We start from the raw sequence: 17,614 nt of genomic DNA on the forward strand, positions 1-17,614 counted from the left end.
GTTTCCGCTTTCAGGAGATATGCCTTAACACCGTCCGGCCTACTCCATTCGACGAAGCAGAAAAAGTCCCCTTTTGTAGAACATGTTAAATAAAAACATTAACTTAGACGGCGACTGTATTCACATGGCGCGTGAGCTAAGTTCATTCTGATTGCCAGAGAGTGGCACAGCAAATTAATAAATCAAGTGGATTTATTAATTGACTCTCTCGGGAAGCCGTGTTTTGCTTCAAGCATGCCGGGGGAAGAGGAACCGGTTTCACTCTGGGAGGAGTTCATGAAGAAGACAGTTCTCTCGGCAGCGTTTGCTGCCTTCACGCTTGGCGTTGCCGCTTCCGCAGTCGGGCCGGCCAGCGCTGCTGATGTTGGCGCGTGCCTGATCACCAAGACGGACACCAATCCTTTTTTCGTCAAGATGAAAGAAGGTGCGATTGCCAAAGCTAAGGAGCTTGGCGTCAATCTCAAGACCTATGCAGGCAAGATTGATGGCGATTCCGAAAGTCAGGTTGCTGCTATCGAAACCTGTATTGCAGATGGTGCCAAGGGTATTCTGATTACCGCGTCCGATACCAAGGGTATTGTACCATCGCTGCAGAAAGCCCGCGATGCTGGCGCGTTGATCATTGCGCTCGATACGCCGCTGGAGCCAGCCGATGCCGCCGATGCTACTTTTGCAACGGACAATTTCCTTGCGGGTGAGCTTGTAGGCAAATGGGCCGCAGCAACGCTTGGCGATAAGGTCAAGGATGCGCGCGTTGCTTTCCTGAACCTCACTGCTTCACAGCCAAGCGTGGACGTTCTGCGCGATCAGGGTTTCGCGGTCGGCTTCGGCATTGACCCGAAGGACAAGACCAAGCTCGGCGATGAAGATGATCCACGAATCGTAGGTCGCGACCTTACCGATGGCAATGAAGAAGGTGGCCGTCGTGCCATGGAAAATCTTCTCCAGAAAGACCCGACCGTCAATGTCGTCCACACAATCAATGAACCGGCTGCTGCTGGCGCTTATGAAGCATTGAAGGCGGTGGGACGTGAAAAAGACGTTCTCATTGTGTCGATTGATGGCGGTTGCCCCGGCGTTAAGAATGTTGAAGCTGGTGTGATCGGCGCAACATCGCAGCAATATCCGCTGCAGATGGCTGCCCTTGGCATCGAAGCGATCAAGAAGTTCGCTGATACTGGTGAGAAGCCTAAGCCGACCGAGGGTAAGACCTTTGTCGATACCGGCGTGGCACTGGTCACTGACAAGCCTGTTGAGGGTGTGGAGTCAATCGACACCAAAACAGCTCTTGGCAAGTGCTGGGGCTAAATAGTCTCGCGATAGTTCGCATCCGGCAGTTCCTGCCGGATGCTCTTGCACCAGATAGCAGGAGACTGACATGAGTGAGCCAGAGGCAACCTCCCCCCCCGTAAAGCCGTCAATCCAGGAGTATGAGAGCACGCTGTCGCGAAGTGCCAGTGATGTCGCATCTTTTGATGATGGCGATCATTCGGTGCTCTATCGCCTCCGGCACTTTCTGCATCACAATCCAGCGGCTGTGCCACTGATTGTGCTCGTGATTTCGTTGTTGGTATTCGGCATTACATTGGGTGGGAAATTCTTTTCCGCCTTTGCGCTGACGCTCATTCTCCAACAGGTCGCGATAACCGGCATTGTGGCGGCAGCACAAACATTGGTCATCCTGACTGCTGGTATCGATCTTTCTGTTGGTGCCATTATGGTATTGTCCTCAGTCGTGATGGGGCAATTTACCTTCCGCTATGGTTTACCTGCGGAAATTTCAATTTTGTTTGGCTTTGCGACCGGTGCGTTGTGCGGCTTTATAAATGGCTTTCTGATCGCATATGTTCGACTGCCACCGTTTATCGTTACTTTGGGCATGTGGCAGGTGATCCTCGCAACCAATTTCCTCTATTCGGCGAATGAAACCATTCGTGCGCAGGAAATTACCGCAGAGGCACCCATTTTGCAGTTCTTTGGTGAAAGCATTCGTTTCGGCGGAGCGGTCTTTACTTACGGCGTTATCGCCATGGTCCTGCTGGTGTTGGTGCTTTGGTTTGTCTTGAACCACACCGCTTGGGGACGCCATGTCTACGCTATTGGCGATGATCCTGAAGCGGCAAAACTGTCGGGCGTTTCGGTCAAGCCGATCCTGATGTCGGTCTATATTCTGGCTGGACTTATCTGCGCGCTTGCTGGCTGGGCAATGATCGGGCGACTTGGTTCTGTATCACCGACCTCCGGTCAGTTTGCTAATATTGAATCCATCACTGCTGTGGTGATTGGTGGAATATCGCTCTTTGGCGGGCGGGGCTCTATCCTTGGCACAATGTTTGGTGCCTTGATTGTGGGCGTCTTTTCGCTTGGACTGCGCCTTTGGGGCACAGATCCACAATGGACCTATCTCCTGATTGGCGTGCTTATTATCGCTGCCGTTGCTATTGACCAGTGGATCAGAAAGGCTGCCGCATGAAACCCTCAGTTACGCCTGTTCTTTCCGCCCGTGGTCTGGTTAAGCGTTACGGACGCGTCACCGCCCTCGATCATGCCGATTTTGATCTTTATCCGGGAGAGGTTCTTGCCGTCATTGGCGATAATGGTGCGGGTAAGTCTTCGCTCATAAAGGCTTTGTCGGGTGCAGTTCGTCCCGACGAAGGCGAGATCACGCTGGATGGAAAGCCAGTGAGTTTCCATTCACCAATGGAAGCACGCAAGGCGGGCATCGAGACGGTGTATCAAAACCTCGCGCTATCTCCGGCTCTTTCCATTGCAGATAATCTCTTTCTTGGACGAGAAATTCGCCGTAAAGGGCCGCTTGGCACATGGCTGCGGATGCTTGATCGTGGCGCAATGGAAAAGATTGCCCGCGAGAAACTCTCGGAACTGGGCCTGATGACCATTCAAAACATTGGCCAGGCCGTGGAAACGCTGTCCGGCGGACAGAGGCAAGGTGTTGCGGTTGCGCGCGCAGCAGCCTTCGGGTCCAAGGTCATTATTATGGATGAACCGACAGCAGCTCTCGGTGTTAAGGAATCGCGCCGCGTTCTGGAGCTTATTCAGGATGTGAAGGCACGTGGCATGCCTATAGTGCTGATCTCACATAACATGCCACATGTGTTTGAGGTGGCCGATCGCATTCATATCCACCGGCTTGGGCGTCGTCTGACGGTGGTTGATCCCAAGGAATATTCGATGTCGGATGCTGTGGCCCTGATGACTGGAGCGTTGGCACCACGCGCTGAGGCGGCCTGATCGCTCAGCACTACATCGAGCGATAGTTGTGTCTTTCGACAAGGTTCGGGGGCGGAAGACAACAATCCGCTTAAAATCACAAAATATCAGTCAAATTGAACACGTAGCTCTTACGAGACGCTCGCAAACTGGTTACACATGGCGCGAATTCTTTGGAAAAATGTTCCAGAGACGTGAAACCATTACAAGGCTGGCCAATGTTTGAGTTTGATGACCCGCGATTTCGACCATTATGGACACGGGTATTAATCTCAGGAAGCTGTTTTGCCTGGACTGCATTCGAGTTTTGGATGGGCAGTGTCGGTTGGGCCATGCTTTTTGGTGCGATGGGCCTTTGGTCGGCGTTTCGGTTCTTTGTGACTTTTGATCCCGACAAGAAAAAGTAGGATTGAACCGGCAACAGGCCATTTAGGCTGCTACCGCACATTTGCGTTGAAACACTAAAATTCGCTTCAATGTTTGAAATAGAGCGGGTTGTCGACTCGCTTTCAGGTCTTCCGCATGCATATAGAGTGCGCAGATGACGTAGCTTATCCGTAATTAACATCATTTTAAAACACATTATCACATTTAAATCGTTATAATGTTATCCACATCATTGTGATGATATCAGAACGGTGTTACGTCCTGCGTGTCTCAGCCCACTATCGGGCGTGTCTTGAAGACATCCGCATGGAGATTGCCAGTAAATGAATTCCGTTTCCCCCGCTTCCAACGTGCTGCAACTGTTTCTTCTTCAGGAGCAGGGCGAATGACGATGGCAGGAAATTTTGCGCCACTGGTTCTGGCTGGCGATAGCGACCGCGTCGACGCTCAGGCAGTCGGAGAATATCTCGACAACTGGGCAGGTCAGGACAGCTTACGTCTAGCGACAAGCAATTCAATCAAGGCCATTCTCGCAGGATCGGGCCGCCTTGCTGGCCGCATCGCGCGTGGTTCGCTTCCCGGCGATCCAGGCAAGCTGGTTGGCGTCAACAGCGATCAGGATCAGCAGAAGAGCATCGATGTTGGTTCGCACAATCTCTTCGTTGAATTGCTGATTGCGGCAGGTGCTGTATCGGTTCTTTCCGAAGAAGCTGATCTGCCAGTTGCGGGTAAGACCGATGGACTAGTTGCCGTGGCAATCGATCCGCTTGATGGGTCCGGCAATGTTGGTCTTGGCGCACCGCTTGGCACCATTTTCTCAATCTTGCCTGCAGATACGGCGGAGCCTTTTCTCCAACCGGGTAATCGCCAGATTGCAGCAGGCTATGTGTCGTTCGGTAACTCGGTCGATCTCGCTTTGTCTGTTGGCGAAGGCGTTATCTTTGCAACGCTTGATCCGGTCAGCGGCATTTTCCAGATCACCCGCAAGAACATTATGTTGCCAGAGCGCACGTCCGATCTTGCATTCAACGCTTCCGTTTATCATCACCTGTCGACTGGTATGAAGGCCTATGTCGATGATGCCTTCAAAGGCAAGGATGGCCCGCGCGGGCGCGGTTTTAACATGCGCTGGTTGGGTGCGGCTGTCGGTGACATGCACCGCATCATGCAGCGCGGTGGCATCTTCTTCTATGTGGATGACGCACGCCCCGGCTACGAAAAGGGCCGTCTGCGCCTCGTTTATGAAGCCAATCCGATTGCTTTCCTCAGCCAGCAGGCAGGGGGCAAAGCGACCAACGGTTCCACACCAATCCTCGACATCGTCCCGGAAACCTATCACGAGCGCAGTGCGCTGGTGTTCGGCGTCGCGGAAGAAGTCGACGTTCTCGGTGAGTATTACGCGCGTTCGCGCAACTAATTAGGAGATATTAACATGGCGCGTATTACGCTGCGGCAATTGCTCGACCACGCTGCTGAACACAGCTATGGCGTTCCGGCATTTAACATCAACAACATGGAACAGGCACTCGCCATCATGGAAGCGGCAGATGCTGCTGATGCGCCGGTTATCCTGCAGGCTTCGCGCGGCGCACGTTCCTACGCAAACGACATCATGCTGCGTCACATGATGGACGCGGTGACGGAAATCTATCCACATATTCCGGTTTGCGTGCATCTCGACCACGGCAATGAAGCCGCCACTTGCATGACTGCAATTCAGGCTGGTTTTACGTCCGTCATGATGGACGGCTCGCTCAAGGCCGACGGTAAGACCCCGGCTGACTGGGATTATAACGTCTCGGTTACGCGTCAGGTCAGCGAAATGTCCCATCTGGGTGGCATTTCCGTCGAAGGCGAACTGGGCGTTCTCGGATCGCTCGAAACTGGCATGGGTGAAGCAGAAGACGGCCACGGTGCAGAAGGCCAGCTTTCGCATGATCAGCTTCTCACCGATCCGGATGAAGCCGTGAAATTCGTTCGCGAAACCAAGGTCGATGCGCTGGCAATCGCCATGGGCACATCGCATGGTGCATATAAGTTCAGCCGCAAGCCAGACGGTTCAGTGCTGGCGATGAATGTGATCGAAGAAATCCATCGCAAGCTGCCAAACACGCATCTCGTCATGCACGGTTCGTCGTCTGTGCCGGAAGAGCTTCAGGAAATCATCAACAAATATGGCGGCAAGATGAAGCCGACTTGGGGTGTGCCTGTTGAAGAAATCCAGCGCGGCATCAAGCATGGCGTGCGCAAGATCAACATCGACACCGACAACCGCATGGCACTGACAGGTCAGATCCGCCGCGTGTTGCAGGAAGATCCGAGCGAATTTGATCCGCGCAAGTATCTCAAGCCAGCAATGGCGGCGATGACCAAGCTTTGCAAGGATCGTTTCGAGCAGTTCGGCACCGCGGGTCATGCCTCGTCAATTCGTCCGATCCCTCTGTCGGACATGGCAAAGCGTTACAGCGACGGCTCGCTGGACCCGAAGTTCAGCTAAGTTCTTAACTAAAAAGCAAAAAAGCGGCGGGGAAACCCGCCGCTTTTTGTGCTTTAGAACATCGCCTTTGGGGCGCTGCTCAGATAATCAACGCTTGTTGTACTTGGCGTCGACTTCGTTGATCGCATCAACATTGCCTGCCGAACGGCCGTTTTCGTCAAACGTCTGTGCAAGGAATGCGTCAGCAATGGTCTTTGCCACTTCCGAACCGATTACGCGTGCACCCATGGTGATGATCTGCGCATTGTTGGAAAGTGCTGCACGCTCTGCCGAATAGGTGTCGTGCGTCAGCGCTGCGCGGATGCCTGGAACCTTATTGGCTGCAATGCAAACACCGATGCCGGTGCCGCAAACAAGAATTGCACGATCATAGGTGCCATCGAGAACTGCGGATGCTACGCGGTCCGAGAGGGTGGCGTAAAACGCATCTGCGCCAGCGTCCGTGCGGGAGATTTCGGACACTTCAAAGCGACCCTTGAGATGATCGGCAAGAACCTTGGCCAGACCTTCACCGGCGCTATCGCCTGCTACTGCTACTTTCATGGGGAGACTCCTTTAATTGGATTGAATTTGTCTGGCGCACTTGTCCAGAATGTCGAGATAGCCTTCCACGTTCCATGCCGAACGGCCAATGAACAGGCCATCAATATGCGGGCAGGCGATGAGTTCTTCGCAATTGCCGGGATTGACCGAGCCGCCATAGAGACAAGGCACGCGACGTCCCAGAATGCTTGTCGCAACTTCAATGATTTCGGCCTGACGGGCATCAGCGTAATCGGCTGAGGCTGGGATGCCATTTTCGCCAATCGCCCATACCGGCTCATAAGCGAAAAGAATTTCAGCTTTTTTCTGCTCGTCGGACAGCTTAGAAAGTGCTGCGCGTACTTCTTCTGCCAGCACTTCTGCCGCACGTCCGCTTTCGCGGTCTTCCAGCGTTTCGCCAATGCAGATAAGCGGGATCAGACCGTTACGAACAGCTGCTTCAACCTTGAGGCCAACCGTTTCGTTGGTTTCACCAAAATGTTCGCGACGCTCGGAATGGCCGAGTTCGACGATGTCGAGATTGCAATCCTTCAGCATCAGTGGCGAGATTTCACCGGTCCATGCGCCCTGATCAGCCCAGTGCATGTTCTGTGCGCCGACCTTGACGGATGTTTCCGACAGGATTTCCTTCACTTCACGAACATAGGTAAACGGTGGAATGACAAAGCGCTGAATGTCTGCTGAACGGCTGCCGTCGGCGTCCTTGAGCGCGTTCGCGAAAACGCGGGCTTCGGCCAGCGTCTTGTTCATTTTCCAGCTCGTACCAACCCAGAATTTGGCCAAGAATTTGGACATGCTCGAATGCTCTTTCTTCTCGTGTTTTATTCTGCAATCGTCAGTTTGATGCCTGCCGGCTCAAGTTCGGCCACAAGCGCATCGCCCGGTGATTTATCCGTAATGATGGCATCGAAATCGCCAAGGTCAGCCATCACATGCAGCGCTGTGCGGCGGAAGCGCTGGTGGTTGACCAGCAGGCATGTGCGCGTTGCCGATGCCGTCATGGCGCGCTTGGTGCGAACAACATTCTCGTCCATGTGATAGACGAGGCGTCCGTTGACCGCAGGCGCGGAAATGAAGGCAATGTCGGCACTGAGCTTGGAAAGGGCCTCCTCGGTCAGCAGGCCAAAGAAAGCGTTGAATTTCGCAGAAAATACGCCGCCGAGCGCGATCAGATTGATGCCGCCTTCGCCCTTGAGGTTTTCAATGATGACAGCATTGTTGGTGATGACCGTCAGCGGACGCTTTTCAATCAGCATACTCCCCAGAACTGCGGCGGTTGATCCATCATTGATCATAACCGTCATGCCGGGCTCAATGAGCTCCAGAGCGGCGCGGCCCATCTCAATCTTGGCTTCATTGTCCTGCTGAACACGAAAACGGAAATCGCTCTCGAACTGAGAGCCGGCATCCATAGTCGCCCCGCCGCGCACTTTGCGCAGCACGCCAGATTCTTCAAGCGAATCCAGATCACGATGAATGGTCATCTTGGAAACTGCAAAACGCTCGGAAAGATCATCGAGATCGACTGCATGATTTTCAATCAGCAGATTGATGATCGCTTGTCTTCGTTCGTCGCGTTTCACGGAATTTCCGATCTCAGAACATGTTTGTTTATCGCACAAGCTTAAATCACAAAATCACAAAACAATCCATATAAAATGTGATTTTGTGATATTTTGTTGATCGATGTGTAAGCGAGCCGTGTGCTACAGCAGAAGTACCTTTGCAGTGCGTTCATCCGTGATGAGGCCATAAAGACGACCACTTTTCAGTACGGCGCGAATGGCTTCTGCCTTCGAAAGACCGCCTGCCAGACCAATGATGCGGCTCATATCGGCGTTTTCAACCGATGCCGCAATGGTTCGGGCCGTCAGCCCGGTTTCAAGACGCGTACCATTGCTATCAAAGAAGTGGCCAAGCATTTCGCCAACGGCACCACGCTCCGCGATCTCTTCCATTTCGGAGAGGTCGATCACACCGGAAGTGACGAGCTGTGCATGGGCGTCGACTGTGCCGATGCCGACGATTTTCAGCTCTGCACGGCAGCCCATTTCGAAAACGCTGGTCACGCCCTTTTGCGCCAGCAACACTTCACGGTCTTCCGCAGTATTGGCGAAGAATGGCACCGGCATCACATAGGCTGGCCTGCCGGTCTTTTCAGCGATGCGATGCATCACGTCATGCGGATTAGCAGCAAAATTTCTGGTAAGGCCACCGAGCAATGAAACGAACTGCAAATCCTTTGCGCCAACACGTGGCATGTGATTGACCGCCGCAGAAAGTGTGCGACCGTGACCAAGACCGATCACCTCGTGATCGCCGTGCTCGATTTCGCGACGCAGAAATTCCGCACCGGCATTGCCGAGCGATAGAAGTGGCAAGGCTTCTTCACCGAGATCAGGCGCGACTTCGCAATATTCGAGGTTATATTTTTCGGCGAGCCGGTTTTCGAGATCGATACATTCGGTGATGTCACCGTCGATCGTCACTTTGACCGCGCCTTCGGCAACCGCCTTGGCAATAAGACGGTGTGCTTTCACGGAAGGTATTCCAAGCCGCTTTGCCACTGCAGACTGGGTCATTCCGGCGACGAAGTGAAGCCAGGCCGCACGAAGGGCTAAGGAATCGTCTGAATCTGCCATTTTCGCGCTGCCTGTCCCCGATTCTTTATATTTTTCCTATGCTTATATCTTCAGGTCCGCGGTGCCCGTGTCAATGTACGGTGCCCAGAAGGCCACACTTTCCGCAATCTGTGGAATAACTTCACGATCGTTCGGCTCACGTTCCTTGAACGACAGCTCCAGGCAGATTTCATTGTCCACCGCACCGCCTTCGGCAAAAGCTTTGAGTAGCGGTTCCGGCTGAATGCGGCCCTTGGCATTGAACGCAGCGGTGAAAGGACGATGCCCCCCCTTATCCATCAGACTCTGCTTGATGTGAATGATTGGCGAGACTTTCGGCACCGCACGCGCCCATGCATAGGGATCGAAATCATCCGGATTGGACGAGGTCACATCACCATGATCAATATCGGCCATCATCCACATCGGGATTGCCATTTGGGCAGCGGTCAGTCGATCCTGAAGCTTGATGCTTTCAGCAATGGTGTCGCCAAATTCACGGCCAATGCTCATCGGTTCCCAGAAAACATAATCAAGGCCTACGCCGCTCGCATGTTCGGCAACTTCCGCCCAGCAGTCGATGGCGATCTTGATCAGCTCTTCGCGGAGTTCAGGATTATCAAAATCCTTGTAAGTGAAGATCGCAAATTGTGTACCAACCGACTTGCCGCCCAGATCACCGATGATATCGGCGAATGTCTTGAACCAGTCGATATAATAGCGGCGCACTTCTGCATCCGGGTGGCCGAAATGGTTGAGACGACCATAAGGGCCGGTCATACCGGATGTGACGCGAACGCCAGTGCGCTGCAGCGCCTTGTCCATATCGCGGGTCAGACGGCGAACGGTTGATGCCTGCCAGCTTGGATTGATGAACTCATGCGTAAGTTGCAGATCGCGCAGACGCAAATCACGCGCAACCGTTTCGATCAGATCATCCGGCTCTGCAAAGCGGTTCACAAGCGGATTGGTATTGAGCGATAATGTCAGAGCCATGAGAACCTCAAGCAGAAACTTTAGCGTTGTCGAACCATGCGATGAAAGCAGCGCGTTCGGTTTCGGTCAGGTGCAAATAATGCTTGGTACGGCGATAGAGAATGTCATTTGCCGTCTTCGCCCATTCCTTGGAAATGAGATAGCGGACTTCAGCCTCATAGAAATTGCCGCCGAAATGCTGGCCGAGACCGCTGAGATCGCTAGCTCCCGCGACGATATCCTTCGTGCGCGCACCATAGAGACGTCCATAATGCTGGACCAGCTTGCGCGGCATCCAAGGATAGTTGTCACGCAGACTGTTGGCGAAGGTTTCGTAATCCGCATTTGGAATTTCGCCGCCCGGTAATGGAGCGTCATGCGTCCAGTCGCCGCCCATATTTGGGAAGATGTGCTTGAGGCGATGCATACCGCGCTCTGCAAGCTCGCGGAATGTGGTGATCTTGCCCCCAAAAACGTTGAGAAGAGGGGCGTCGTTGGTCTCATCAAGATCGAAAACATAATCGCGCGTAACGGCGGAAGGGTTGCCCTTGCCATCGTCAAACAGCGGACGCACGCCAGAGAAGCTATGCAGCACGTCTTCGCGGCGCAGCTTTTCCTTGAAGTAGCGATTGACTGCGGTGAGCAGGTAATCGATTTCTTTTTCGTCCGCGCTCACGTCTTCGGCTCGGCCTTCATAAGCAATATCGGTTGTGCCGATGAGTGCCTTGTCGCCTTCATATGGATTGATGAAGATTACGCGCTTGTCGTGGTTCTGAACCAGATAAGCATTCGCACCCGACCAGAACTTTGGCACGATGATGTGGCTGCCCTTGACCAGACGCACATTGCGCGAAGAATTCGATCCAGCCACATTGGTGATAACGTCAGTAACCCACGGACCTGCGCAATTGAGGATGCAGCGCGCGCGGAAGCTGCGCACTTCGCCGGTATCGCGGTTCTTGGTTTCAACAATCCAGCCGCCTTTTTCGCGACGTGCGGAAGTAACCGGCGTACGGGTCAGAATGGTAGCACCTTTTTCGGCGGCACCTACGGCATTGAGTACGACGAGACGGGCGTCATCGACCCAGCAATCTGAATATTCAAAGCCCTTTGTATATTGATCAAGGATCGGCGTGCCTTCCGGGTCGCGCTTCAAATCAAGCGTGCGGGTGCCGGGCAGCTTTTTGCGACCACCGAGATGATCGTAGAGGAACAGGCCGAGGCGTACCAACCACGCCGGGCGATCCTGCGGGCTGTGCGGCAGAACAAAGCGCATCGGCCAGATGATATGCGGTGCGGCGTTCAACAGAACTTCGCGCTCGATCAAAGCTTCGCGAACCAGACGGAATTCGTAATATTCGAGATAGCGCAGGCCACCATGCACAAGCTTGCCGGAGCGGGAGGAGGTGCCTTCCGCGAGATCGTCTTTTTCCGCCAGCACAACCTTGAGGCCGCGCCCAGCCGCATCGCGAGCTACACCCGCGCCATTGATACCGCCGCCAATCACAAACAGATCGTAGGTTTCCGGTTCAGCCATCTCATGCTCCTTCGGATGCCGGAACTCCGGCAAAATAATATGTAATTACAGCCGATTGTCGAATTATCTGTCGGCTGCAAGCTTGTCCCAGATGGGCGCCAGGGCTAGTCGGGCGTCCTTATAGGCGGTGAAAAGCTCTTCATAGCGCTGTGCCTGCGCGGCATCAGGCGCTTCTCCCGATCCCAGCAGAGGCGCGACCCATTCTGCGATGCAATCATCCATGCTAGGATAAGCGCCGATTGCGACTGCGGCCATCATCGCAGCGCCTGCGGCCCCTGCTTCTTCACGCGAAGAGACACGAACTGGCGCATTGACTGCGGCGGAAAGCGTGCTGCGAAGCGCACGCGAACGTGCAGCACCACCTGTCAGGCGTAGTTCCGCTGGCATGCCGCCCATGGCCGCATAACAATCGCGTGTTGCCATGCCGAGACCTTCAACGACCGAGCGTACCAATTCAGGGAAACGGTCGCGGCTTGAAAGGCCGATAAAGCCCGCACGGGCAAAAGCGTTGACGAAAGGTCCGCGTTCTCCAGCTTCGGAAATATAAGGATGATAAAGCAACGCGCCGGGGCGGCTCGTATTGAACCACTCATCAAGACGGGGAATCAGATCGTTCAAGCTGACTTTTTTGTCTGCGGTCGACATGAGATCGGCTGCAATCTGCAAAATCCAGTCGATATTGATCGTCGCGCCCATATTGGTCTGAACCTGGGTGACAATACCCGGGATTGGCAGCGCAATCACATAACCTGTGCCGTCAGCATTCAGGTGAATGTCGGCAACTGGCTTTGCGCGCATATGCACGCCCGTCGATCCGATAGTCGAGCAACCGGCATCTGCGGTGCCGCAATAAACGCCAGCGCCAAGAGCCGTCATGACCATATCAACATAGCCGAGACTCACCGGCGTACCGGCGAGAAGACCAGTCGCAGCTGCTGCTTCGGGGGATAGCGGATGCTGTGTCAGTGTGCCGTCCACGATTTCGGGCAACAGCCCACGGCGCTCTTTCAGGCCAAGCGCATCAATAACCACATCGTCATATTGGCGATTGCGGAAATTGCCGAATGTGAAACTGGCTTCCGAGGGGTCTGTTGCGCGGACGCCGGTGAGGTTGAGATAAAGCCAGTCCTTGCAGTGAAGGGCGACTTCGGCATTATCGAGCAGTTCCGGCACGAAACTGTCCATATGCGCCATTTGTGTGCCTTGCTGGCAGGTATTGAGGCCGGTTCCGGTCGCTTCAAAGCGCGCGCGGTTCATCGGACCTCCTGCAAGTTTTGTGACGGTATTGGCGGCGCGCGCGTCGAGCCAGATCCAGGCATCGCCGACCGGCTTATTGTCGCGACCAACAAGCCATGTGCCGTCACCTTGACCGGTGACGGAAATAGCGGCAGTGCGCTCGCTTAAGCCGGGAACTTTTTCTGACAGGCCGCGCAATGCGCTTACGCAGTCTTCCCATGTCTGGGACAAAGACTGAGTTGCGGCACCATGTTCTCCGGTTTCGTATGTATTGCGGACGGCCGCCGATTCCAGTTGACGACCGCTAAGATCGAACGCCACTGCCTTGACGACGGATGTGCCCGCGTCGATACCGATGATTATATCACCCTTACCACGCATGACTGAAATACGCTTTCCCAAAGTGCTCATTCAGGGACATTTGGATTCCTCCCGCGACTATAATTCTGTCGCTCGCGGCTCTTGTTTTAATGAAAAAGAGCTGTTGCGTATGATCGAGATAACATAACGGTATCGAACTGTCTGTAAAATTTTCGTGGGTAAGCATTTTTTTTCAACAAAAGGTGATTGCCGCGAAATTCTCGACCTGCAATCTCGCTCTTTTTTATATGGTTTCGTCGGTATTACGGCAATGAATATGAGGTAGAAGAAAGCTATATATCTGTTTTGAAACACTAAATTTAGATAATCCCGGTGTGGACGAAGTTGTATGGAAACAAAGTCGGTTCGCTGTGCTCATCATCTAAGGCTGTCTTTTGACGATGGATTCCCTTGCGTTATTGTGAGTTTTTGGACTGCAATTGTGCGAAATGGGGCGGGTTTCAAAAACAGCTGATTGACAGATATTGGTGTTTATAACATGATTATTGAAGTTGATAACATGCCGCTATCATAGCATATGGTTGCGGCGCATCTGTTTCCAAGCTGCGCGGAGGGTCGGAGCCAGGGAACTATGTGGAGGTCGTTATGATTGAATTTCTCACTCCCATGGCCGCCTGCGCGAAAATCCGTTTAGCCGTCGCTGGCCGGGTGCCTTATCGCGGGTGCAATCTACAAGCGGTGTAAGTTCCGCGGCGTAATCCGTTTTTTACAACGACAATCCGGCAGAATTTGCTGAAGGCGTTTGATTATGAGTACACAAGCTAATCAAGTTTCACAGAAGCCAGCCAAGCTGAACCGCGCAGTCCTTTGGAGTGTGGTCGCTGCGGTGGTGGTTGTCGGTGCGATTGGATTTGACACCAAGATCGTGAAGATCGGTTCAGATGCCGATGTGCGTCAGCAGGCATTCTCCCCTGAAGCCTATGGCGCTACGGAATTTCCGAAAGTTAAGGCAAGCGTTGAAGAGCGCGCCGCCGATGCAGTTGAAGTTGGCACCGCGCTTGCTGCTGACAAGGATGCTGCTGGCAAGAAGTATGGTGTTGGCAGTGTGAACCCGGTCATTTCGATCAAGTTCACGGGCACCGTTGAAGAGCGTAAGTCGAACTATAATGTCATCAAGGTCGATGGTTTCCCTGAAGGCATGGCAATCCGGGTCCAGACTGGTCCGGCCGTAAACGGTACTGATTTGCGCGATGCAACTGGCACAATCGAATTTGGTCAGTTCAAGAATCAGATCGAATTCCAGAATGCAGGTTCCGCTCTCAACAATGAGATGAAGAAGCAGGTTCTCGAAGGTGTTGACGTCAACAATCTCGTTGGCAAGACAGTGTCGGTGACGGGCGTTTTCAAGCTGGTCAATCCGAAGAACTGGCTGGTTACGCCAGTGGGGTTTGAAGTAAAATGACCCTTCAGACCAAAATTGAAGGCAAGCACGGCGAAGTCGTTCTTTCCGCACATGACGTAGCGAAGGCTTATGGGCGTATCAACGCGCTTAAGGGTGTGAATTTCGAAATCCGTCGCGGTCAGGTCACCACACTTTTTGGCGAAAACGGTGCTGGCAAGTCGACGTTGATGAAGGTTCTGTCGGGTGTTATTCAGCCGACCTCTGGCACGATTATTCTCGATGGTGAGCCGGTTTCGTTCAATTCCTCCTCGGAAGCGCGCGATCGCGGTATTTCGATCATTCACCAGGAACTGAGCCTCGCGCCCAATATGAATGTGCGCGACAATATCTTCATGGGTCGCGAAATTCGCGGTTCAACCGGTGTCAATTTTGCGGAAGAAGAACGCCTGACCCGCGAACTTCTGACAGAACTCGAAGAAGATATCGATCCGCTTACGCCTGTCGAAGAGCTTCGTCTCGGCCAACAGCAGGTTGTCGAAATCGCACGTGCACTTTCGGTCAATTCCCGCATTCTGATCATGGATGAGCCGACTTCGGCGCTCAGTGCATCGGAAGTTGAAGTGCTGTTCAAGGTCATTCGTGATCTGACAGCGCGTGGCGTGGCGATTGTTTACATTTCCCACCATCTCGAAGAAGCCCTGCAGATCACCGATCATGCCGTGGTGCTGCGTGATGGTGCGATGACCGCTTATGCACCGCGTGCTGAGATTGATCTTGAATGGATCGTTCGCAACATGGTTGGCGAGAACTTCGATCTCGGTTCGCCTCCGACCGGTTACGAATGGGGCGACGTCGCTCTCTCGGTTGAAAACCTCACGGTTCAGGACCCAACAGGCGGCGATTTCGCACTTGTCGATAATATGTCGCTGAAAGTCCGCGCTGGTGAGATCGTCTGTATCTATGGCCTGATGGGTGCCGGTCGTACCGAGCTGCTTGAAACTGTTGCAGGACGTCTCAAGGCCAGTGCTGGTAACATTCTTCTCAAGGGACAGGATGTGGCTGGCCTCACGATTGCACAGCGCATCGACAGAGGCCTGGTCCTGGTCCCGGAAGATCGTCAGCGCGACGGTCTGGTGCAGACCTTGACGGTTGGCCGAAACCTTTCGCTTGCAAGCATTGGCGAAATGACGAAAGGCCTTTTCACGTCAACGAAACGTGAGAAGAACATCGTCGATCAGTCGATCAAGAATGTTCACATCAAGACGGACGGTGGCGACGCTGCAATCGGGTCGCTCTCAGGCGGCAACCAGCAGAAGGTCGTTATCGGCAAGATGCTGGCGACTGAGCCAAAGGTCATTCTACTGGATGAGCCAAGCCGCGGTATCGACATTGGTGCGAAGGCCGAAGTGTTCAAGCTGCTGGCTGAAAAGGCCAAAGATGGACTTGCGGTCGTCTACACGACATCTGAAGTCGGCGAATGCCTCAGCATCGCTCATCGTATCATCGTTATGCACCGTGGACGCATCTCCGCCGAATTCGGTTCTGATGTCTCCAAGGAAAAGATCATGGCCGCCTCGGGCGAGTCTATGGTTGGTCACTAAAGCATTTCCAGCAAAAGTGTGACGCGGTTTTGCGTTGGATAATGCGAAAAATGCCAGAGCATAATCCTGAAACGTCGTTGGACTTTTCAGACAAGGTTATGGGTTAAAACAAAGAGTTAGAGCATCGGTTCGGTCTTACCGCCCGCAAATGCTGTTGATTATGGAGCACTGATAGAATGTCAGTCACGAGCACAAAAGAAAAGGCGGCGTCCACTGGGACAAAGCGCAAAACCAGCATCGTGCATTTGCTGCTCGAAGGCCGTGCGTTCTTTGCGTTAATCGCGATTATCGCGGTCTTCTCGTTCCTTTCGCCTTATTATTTCACCGTCAATAACTTCCTCATCATGTCATCGCATGTGGCCATTTTCGGGCTGCTGGCAATTGGCATGCTGCTGGTTATCCTCAATGGCGGTATCGATCTTTCGGTCGGTTCAACACTCGGTCTTGCAGGTGTTGTTGCTGGCTTCCTGATGCAAGGTGTGAACCTTTCGGAACTGGGTATCATTCTCTATTTCCCGATTTGGGCGGTTGTCCTCATCACCTGTGCTTTGGGTGCATTTGTCGGCGCCATCAACGGTGTTCTGATTGCTTATCTGCGCGTTCCGGCCTTCGTGGCAACGCTCGGCGTACTGTATTGCGCGCGCGGTGTGGCACTTCTGATGACCAATGGTCTCACCTACAACAATCTCGGGGGGCGCCCGGAACTCGGCAATACCGGCTTTGAGTGGCTCGGCTTCAATACGCTTTTTGGTGTGCCGATTGGCGTGCTGGTACTGGCTGTCCTCGCCATCATCGTTGCAGTCGTGCTTAACCGCACGGCATTTGGCCGCTGGCTCTATGCGTCCGGTGGTAATGAACGCGCAGCTGAACTTTCCGGCGTTCCGGTCAAGCGCGTACAGATCTCGGTCTATGTGATCTCTGGCATTTGTGCCGCAATCGCTGGTCTGGTTCTGTCTTCACAGCTGACTTCTGCAGGCCCAACCGCCGGCACCACTTACGAACTGACGGCTATCGCCGCAGTCGTAATCGGCGGCGCAGCACTGACGGGTGGCCGCGGTACCATTCAGGGTACGCTTCTGGGTGCTTTCGTTATCGGCTTCCTCTCCGATGGCCTCGTGATCATCGGCGTATCATCCTACTGGCAGACTGTTTTTACCGGTGCGGTTATCGTGCTCGCAGTTCTGCTCAACAGCATTCAATACTCCCGGCGTTGATAATTACGGCTCCGCCCACCGTTCCGGGCGGAGCTGGTTCTTCGGGGGT

Annotated in this window: 15 protein-coding genes and 2 pseudogenes; 9 read left to right on the top strand and 8 right to left on the bottom strand. The window is 53.7% G+C overall.

What is annotated here, in order from left to right; genetic code table 11:
- Window positions 1-276: 276 nt before the first annotated feature.
- The 5 genes from CES85_RS09315 (at window position 277) to fba (ending at window position 6,115) form a co-directional block, all read left to right on the top strand.
- A complete protein-coding gene (locus CES85_RS09315; protein ID WP_095445606.1) occupies window positions 277-1,308 on the top strand; it encodes a sugar ABC transporter substrate-binding protein in 1,032 nt (343 codons plus the stop codon).
- A gap of 70 nt (window positions 1,309-1,378) precedes the next feature.
- Complete coding sequence (locus tag CES85_RS09320; protein ID WP_095445607.1) at window positions 1,379-2,473, top strand: ABC transporter permease; 1,095 nt, start codon at window positions 1,379-1,381, stop codon at window positions 2,471-2,473.
- Window positions 2,470-3,252: an ATP-binding cassette domain-containing protein gene (locus CES85_RS09325; protein ID WP_095445608.1), complete on the top strand. Its 783-nt coding sequence runs from the start codon at window positions 2,470-2,472 to the stop codon at window positions 3,250-3,252. Before CES85_RS09320 ends, CES85_RS09325 begins: the two co-directional genes overlap by 4 nt.
- Before the next feature lie 751 nt (window positions 3,253-4,003).
- Window positions 4,004-5,035 (top strand): class 1 fructose-bisphosphatase, encoded by a 1,032-nt coding sequence (locus CES85_RS09335; protein WP_095445610.1) that lies wholly within the window; start codon window positions 4,004-4,006, stop codon window positions 5,033-5,035.
- 15 nt (window positions 5,036-5,050) lie between these two features.
- On the top strand, window positions 5,051-6,115 hold the full coding sequence (fba, locus tag CES85_RS09340) for a class II fructose-bisphosphate aldolase (RefSeq protein WP_094575932.1): 1,065 nt from the start codon (window positions 5,051-5,053) through the stop codon (window positions 6,113-6,115).
- Window positions 6,116-6,202: 87 nt separating this feature from the next.
- On the opposite strand, the gene derI is transcribed toward fba, so the two are convergent.
- From derI to CES85_RS09355, 3 genes are read right to left on the bottom strand one after another with little or no spacing between them, the layout of a single operon-like run.
- Window positions 6,203-6,658 (bottom strand): D-erythrulose-4-phosphate isomerase, encoded by a 456-nt coding sequence (derI, locus tag CES85_RS09345; protein WP_095445611.1) that lies wholly within the window; start codon window positions 6,656-6,658, stop codon window positions 6,203-6,205.
- 12 nt (window positions 6,659-6,670) lie between these two features.
- Window positions 6,671-7,441 carry a triose-phosphate isomerase gene (locus CES85_RS09350; protein ID WP_095445781.1) on the bottom strand — a complete coding sequence of 257 codons (771 nt, stop codon included), beginning with the start codon at window positions 7,439-7,441 and terminating at the stop codon, window positions 6,671-6,673.
- A 38-nt stretch (window positions 7,442-7,479) separates the two neighbouring features.
- Window positions 7,480-8,070 (bottom strand): DeoR/GlpR family DNA-binding transcription regulator, encoded by a 591-nt coding sequence (locus tag CES85_RS09355; protein WP_491562644.1) that lies wholly within the window; start codon window positions 8,068-8,070, stop codon window positions 7,480-7,482.
- Here CES85_RS09355 and CES85_RS28410 point away from each other — a divergent pair.
- Window positions 8,053-8,103, top strand: a pseudogene (locus CES85_RS28410) (hypothetical protein); the annotation flags it as partial. The gene CES85_RS09355 and the pseudogene CES85_RS28410 overlap by 18 nt on opposite strands.
- Here CES85_RS28410 and CES85_RS28415 read toward each other — a convergent pair.
- The 5 genes and pseudogenes from CES85_RS28415 to CES85_RS09375 form a co-directional block, all read right to left on the bottom strand.
- A pseudogene (locus CES85_RS28415) lies at window positions 8,080-8,241 on the bottom strand (DeoR family transcriptional regulator); the annotation flags it as partial. The pseudogenes CES85_RS28410 and CES85_RS28415 sit on opposite strands and share 24 nt — an antisense overlap.
- Window positions 8,242-8,364: 123 nt before the next feature.
- Entirely contained in the window at window positions 8,365-9,300 is a 936-nt protein-coding gene (locus CES85_RS09360; RefSeq protein WP_095445612.1) for a sugar-binding transcriptional regulator, read from the bottom strand.
- Between the two features lie 42 nt (window positions 9,301-9,342).
- Entirely contained in the window at window positions 9,343-10,275 is a 933-nt protein-coding gene (locus CES85_RS09365; protein WP_095445613.1) for a TIM barrel protein, read from the bottom strand.
- A 7-nt stretch (window positions 10,276-10,282) separates the two neighbouring features.
- Entirely contained in the window at window positions 10,283-11,791 is a 1,509-nt protein-coding gene (locus tag CES85_RS09370; protein WP_095445614.1) for a glycerol-3-phosphate dehydrogenase, read from the bottom strand.
- A 63-nt stretch (window positions 11,792-11,854) separates the two neighbouring features.
- Complete coding sequence (locus CES85_RS09375; RefSeq protein ID WP_095445615.1) at window positions 11,855-13,408, bottom strand: FGGY-family carbohydrate kinase; 1,554 nt, start codon at window positions 13,406-13,408, stop codon at window positions 11,855-11,857.
- Between the two features lie 748 nt (window positions 13,409-14,156).
- On the opposite strand from CES85_RS09375, the gene CES85_RS09380 reads away from it, so the two are divergent.
- From CES85_RS09380 to CES85_RS09390, 3 genes are all read left to right on the top strand, one after another.
- Window positions 14,157-14,810, top strand: coding sequence for a DUF2291 family protein (locus tag CES85_RS09380; RefSeq protein ID WP_095445616.1), 654 nt, complete (start codon window positions 14,157-14,159; stop codon window positions 14,808-14,810).
- Window positions 14,807-16,351, top strand: a complete 1,545-nt coding sequence (locus tag CES85_RS09385) for a sugar ABC transporter ATP-binding protein (protein ID WP_095445617.1) — start codon at window positions 14,807-14,809, stop codon at window positions 16,349-16,351. The genes CES85_RS09380 and CES85_RS09385 overlap by 4 nt, the downstream gene beginning before the upstream one ends.
- A 176-nt stretch (window positions 16,352-16,527) precedes the next feature.
- Complete coding sequence (locus tag CES85_RS09390) at window positions 16,528-17,565, top strand: ABC transporter permease (RefSeq protein ID WP_095445618.1); 1,038 nt, start codon at window positions 16,528-16,530, stop codon at window positions 17,563-17,565.
- The last annotated feature ends 49 nt before the right edge of the window (window positions 17,566-17,614 follow it).

The sequence above is a fragment of the Ochrobactrum quorumnocens genome (assembly GCF_002278035.1).
Taxonomy (GTDB): domain Bacteria; phylum Pseudomonadota; class Alphaproteobacteria; order Rhizobiales; family Rhizobiaceae; genus Brucella; species Brucella quorumnocens.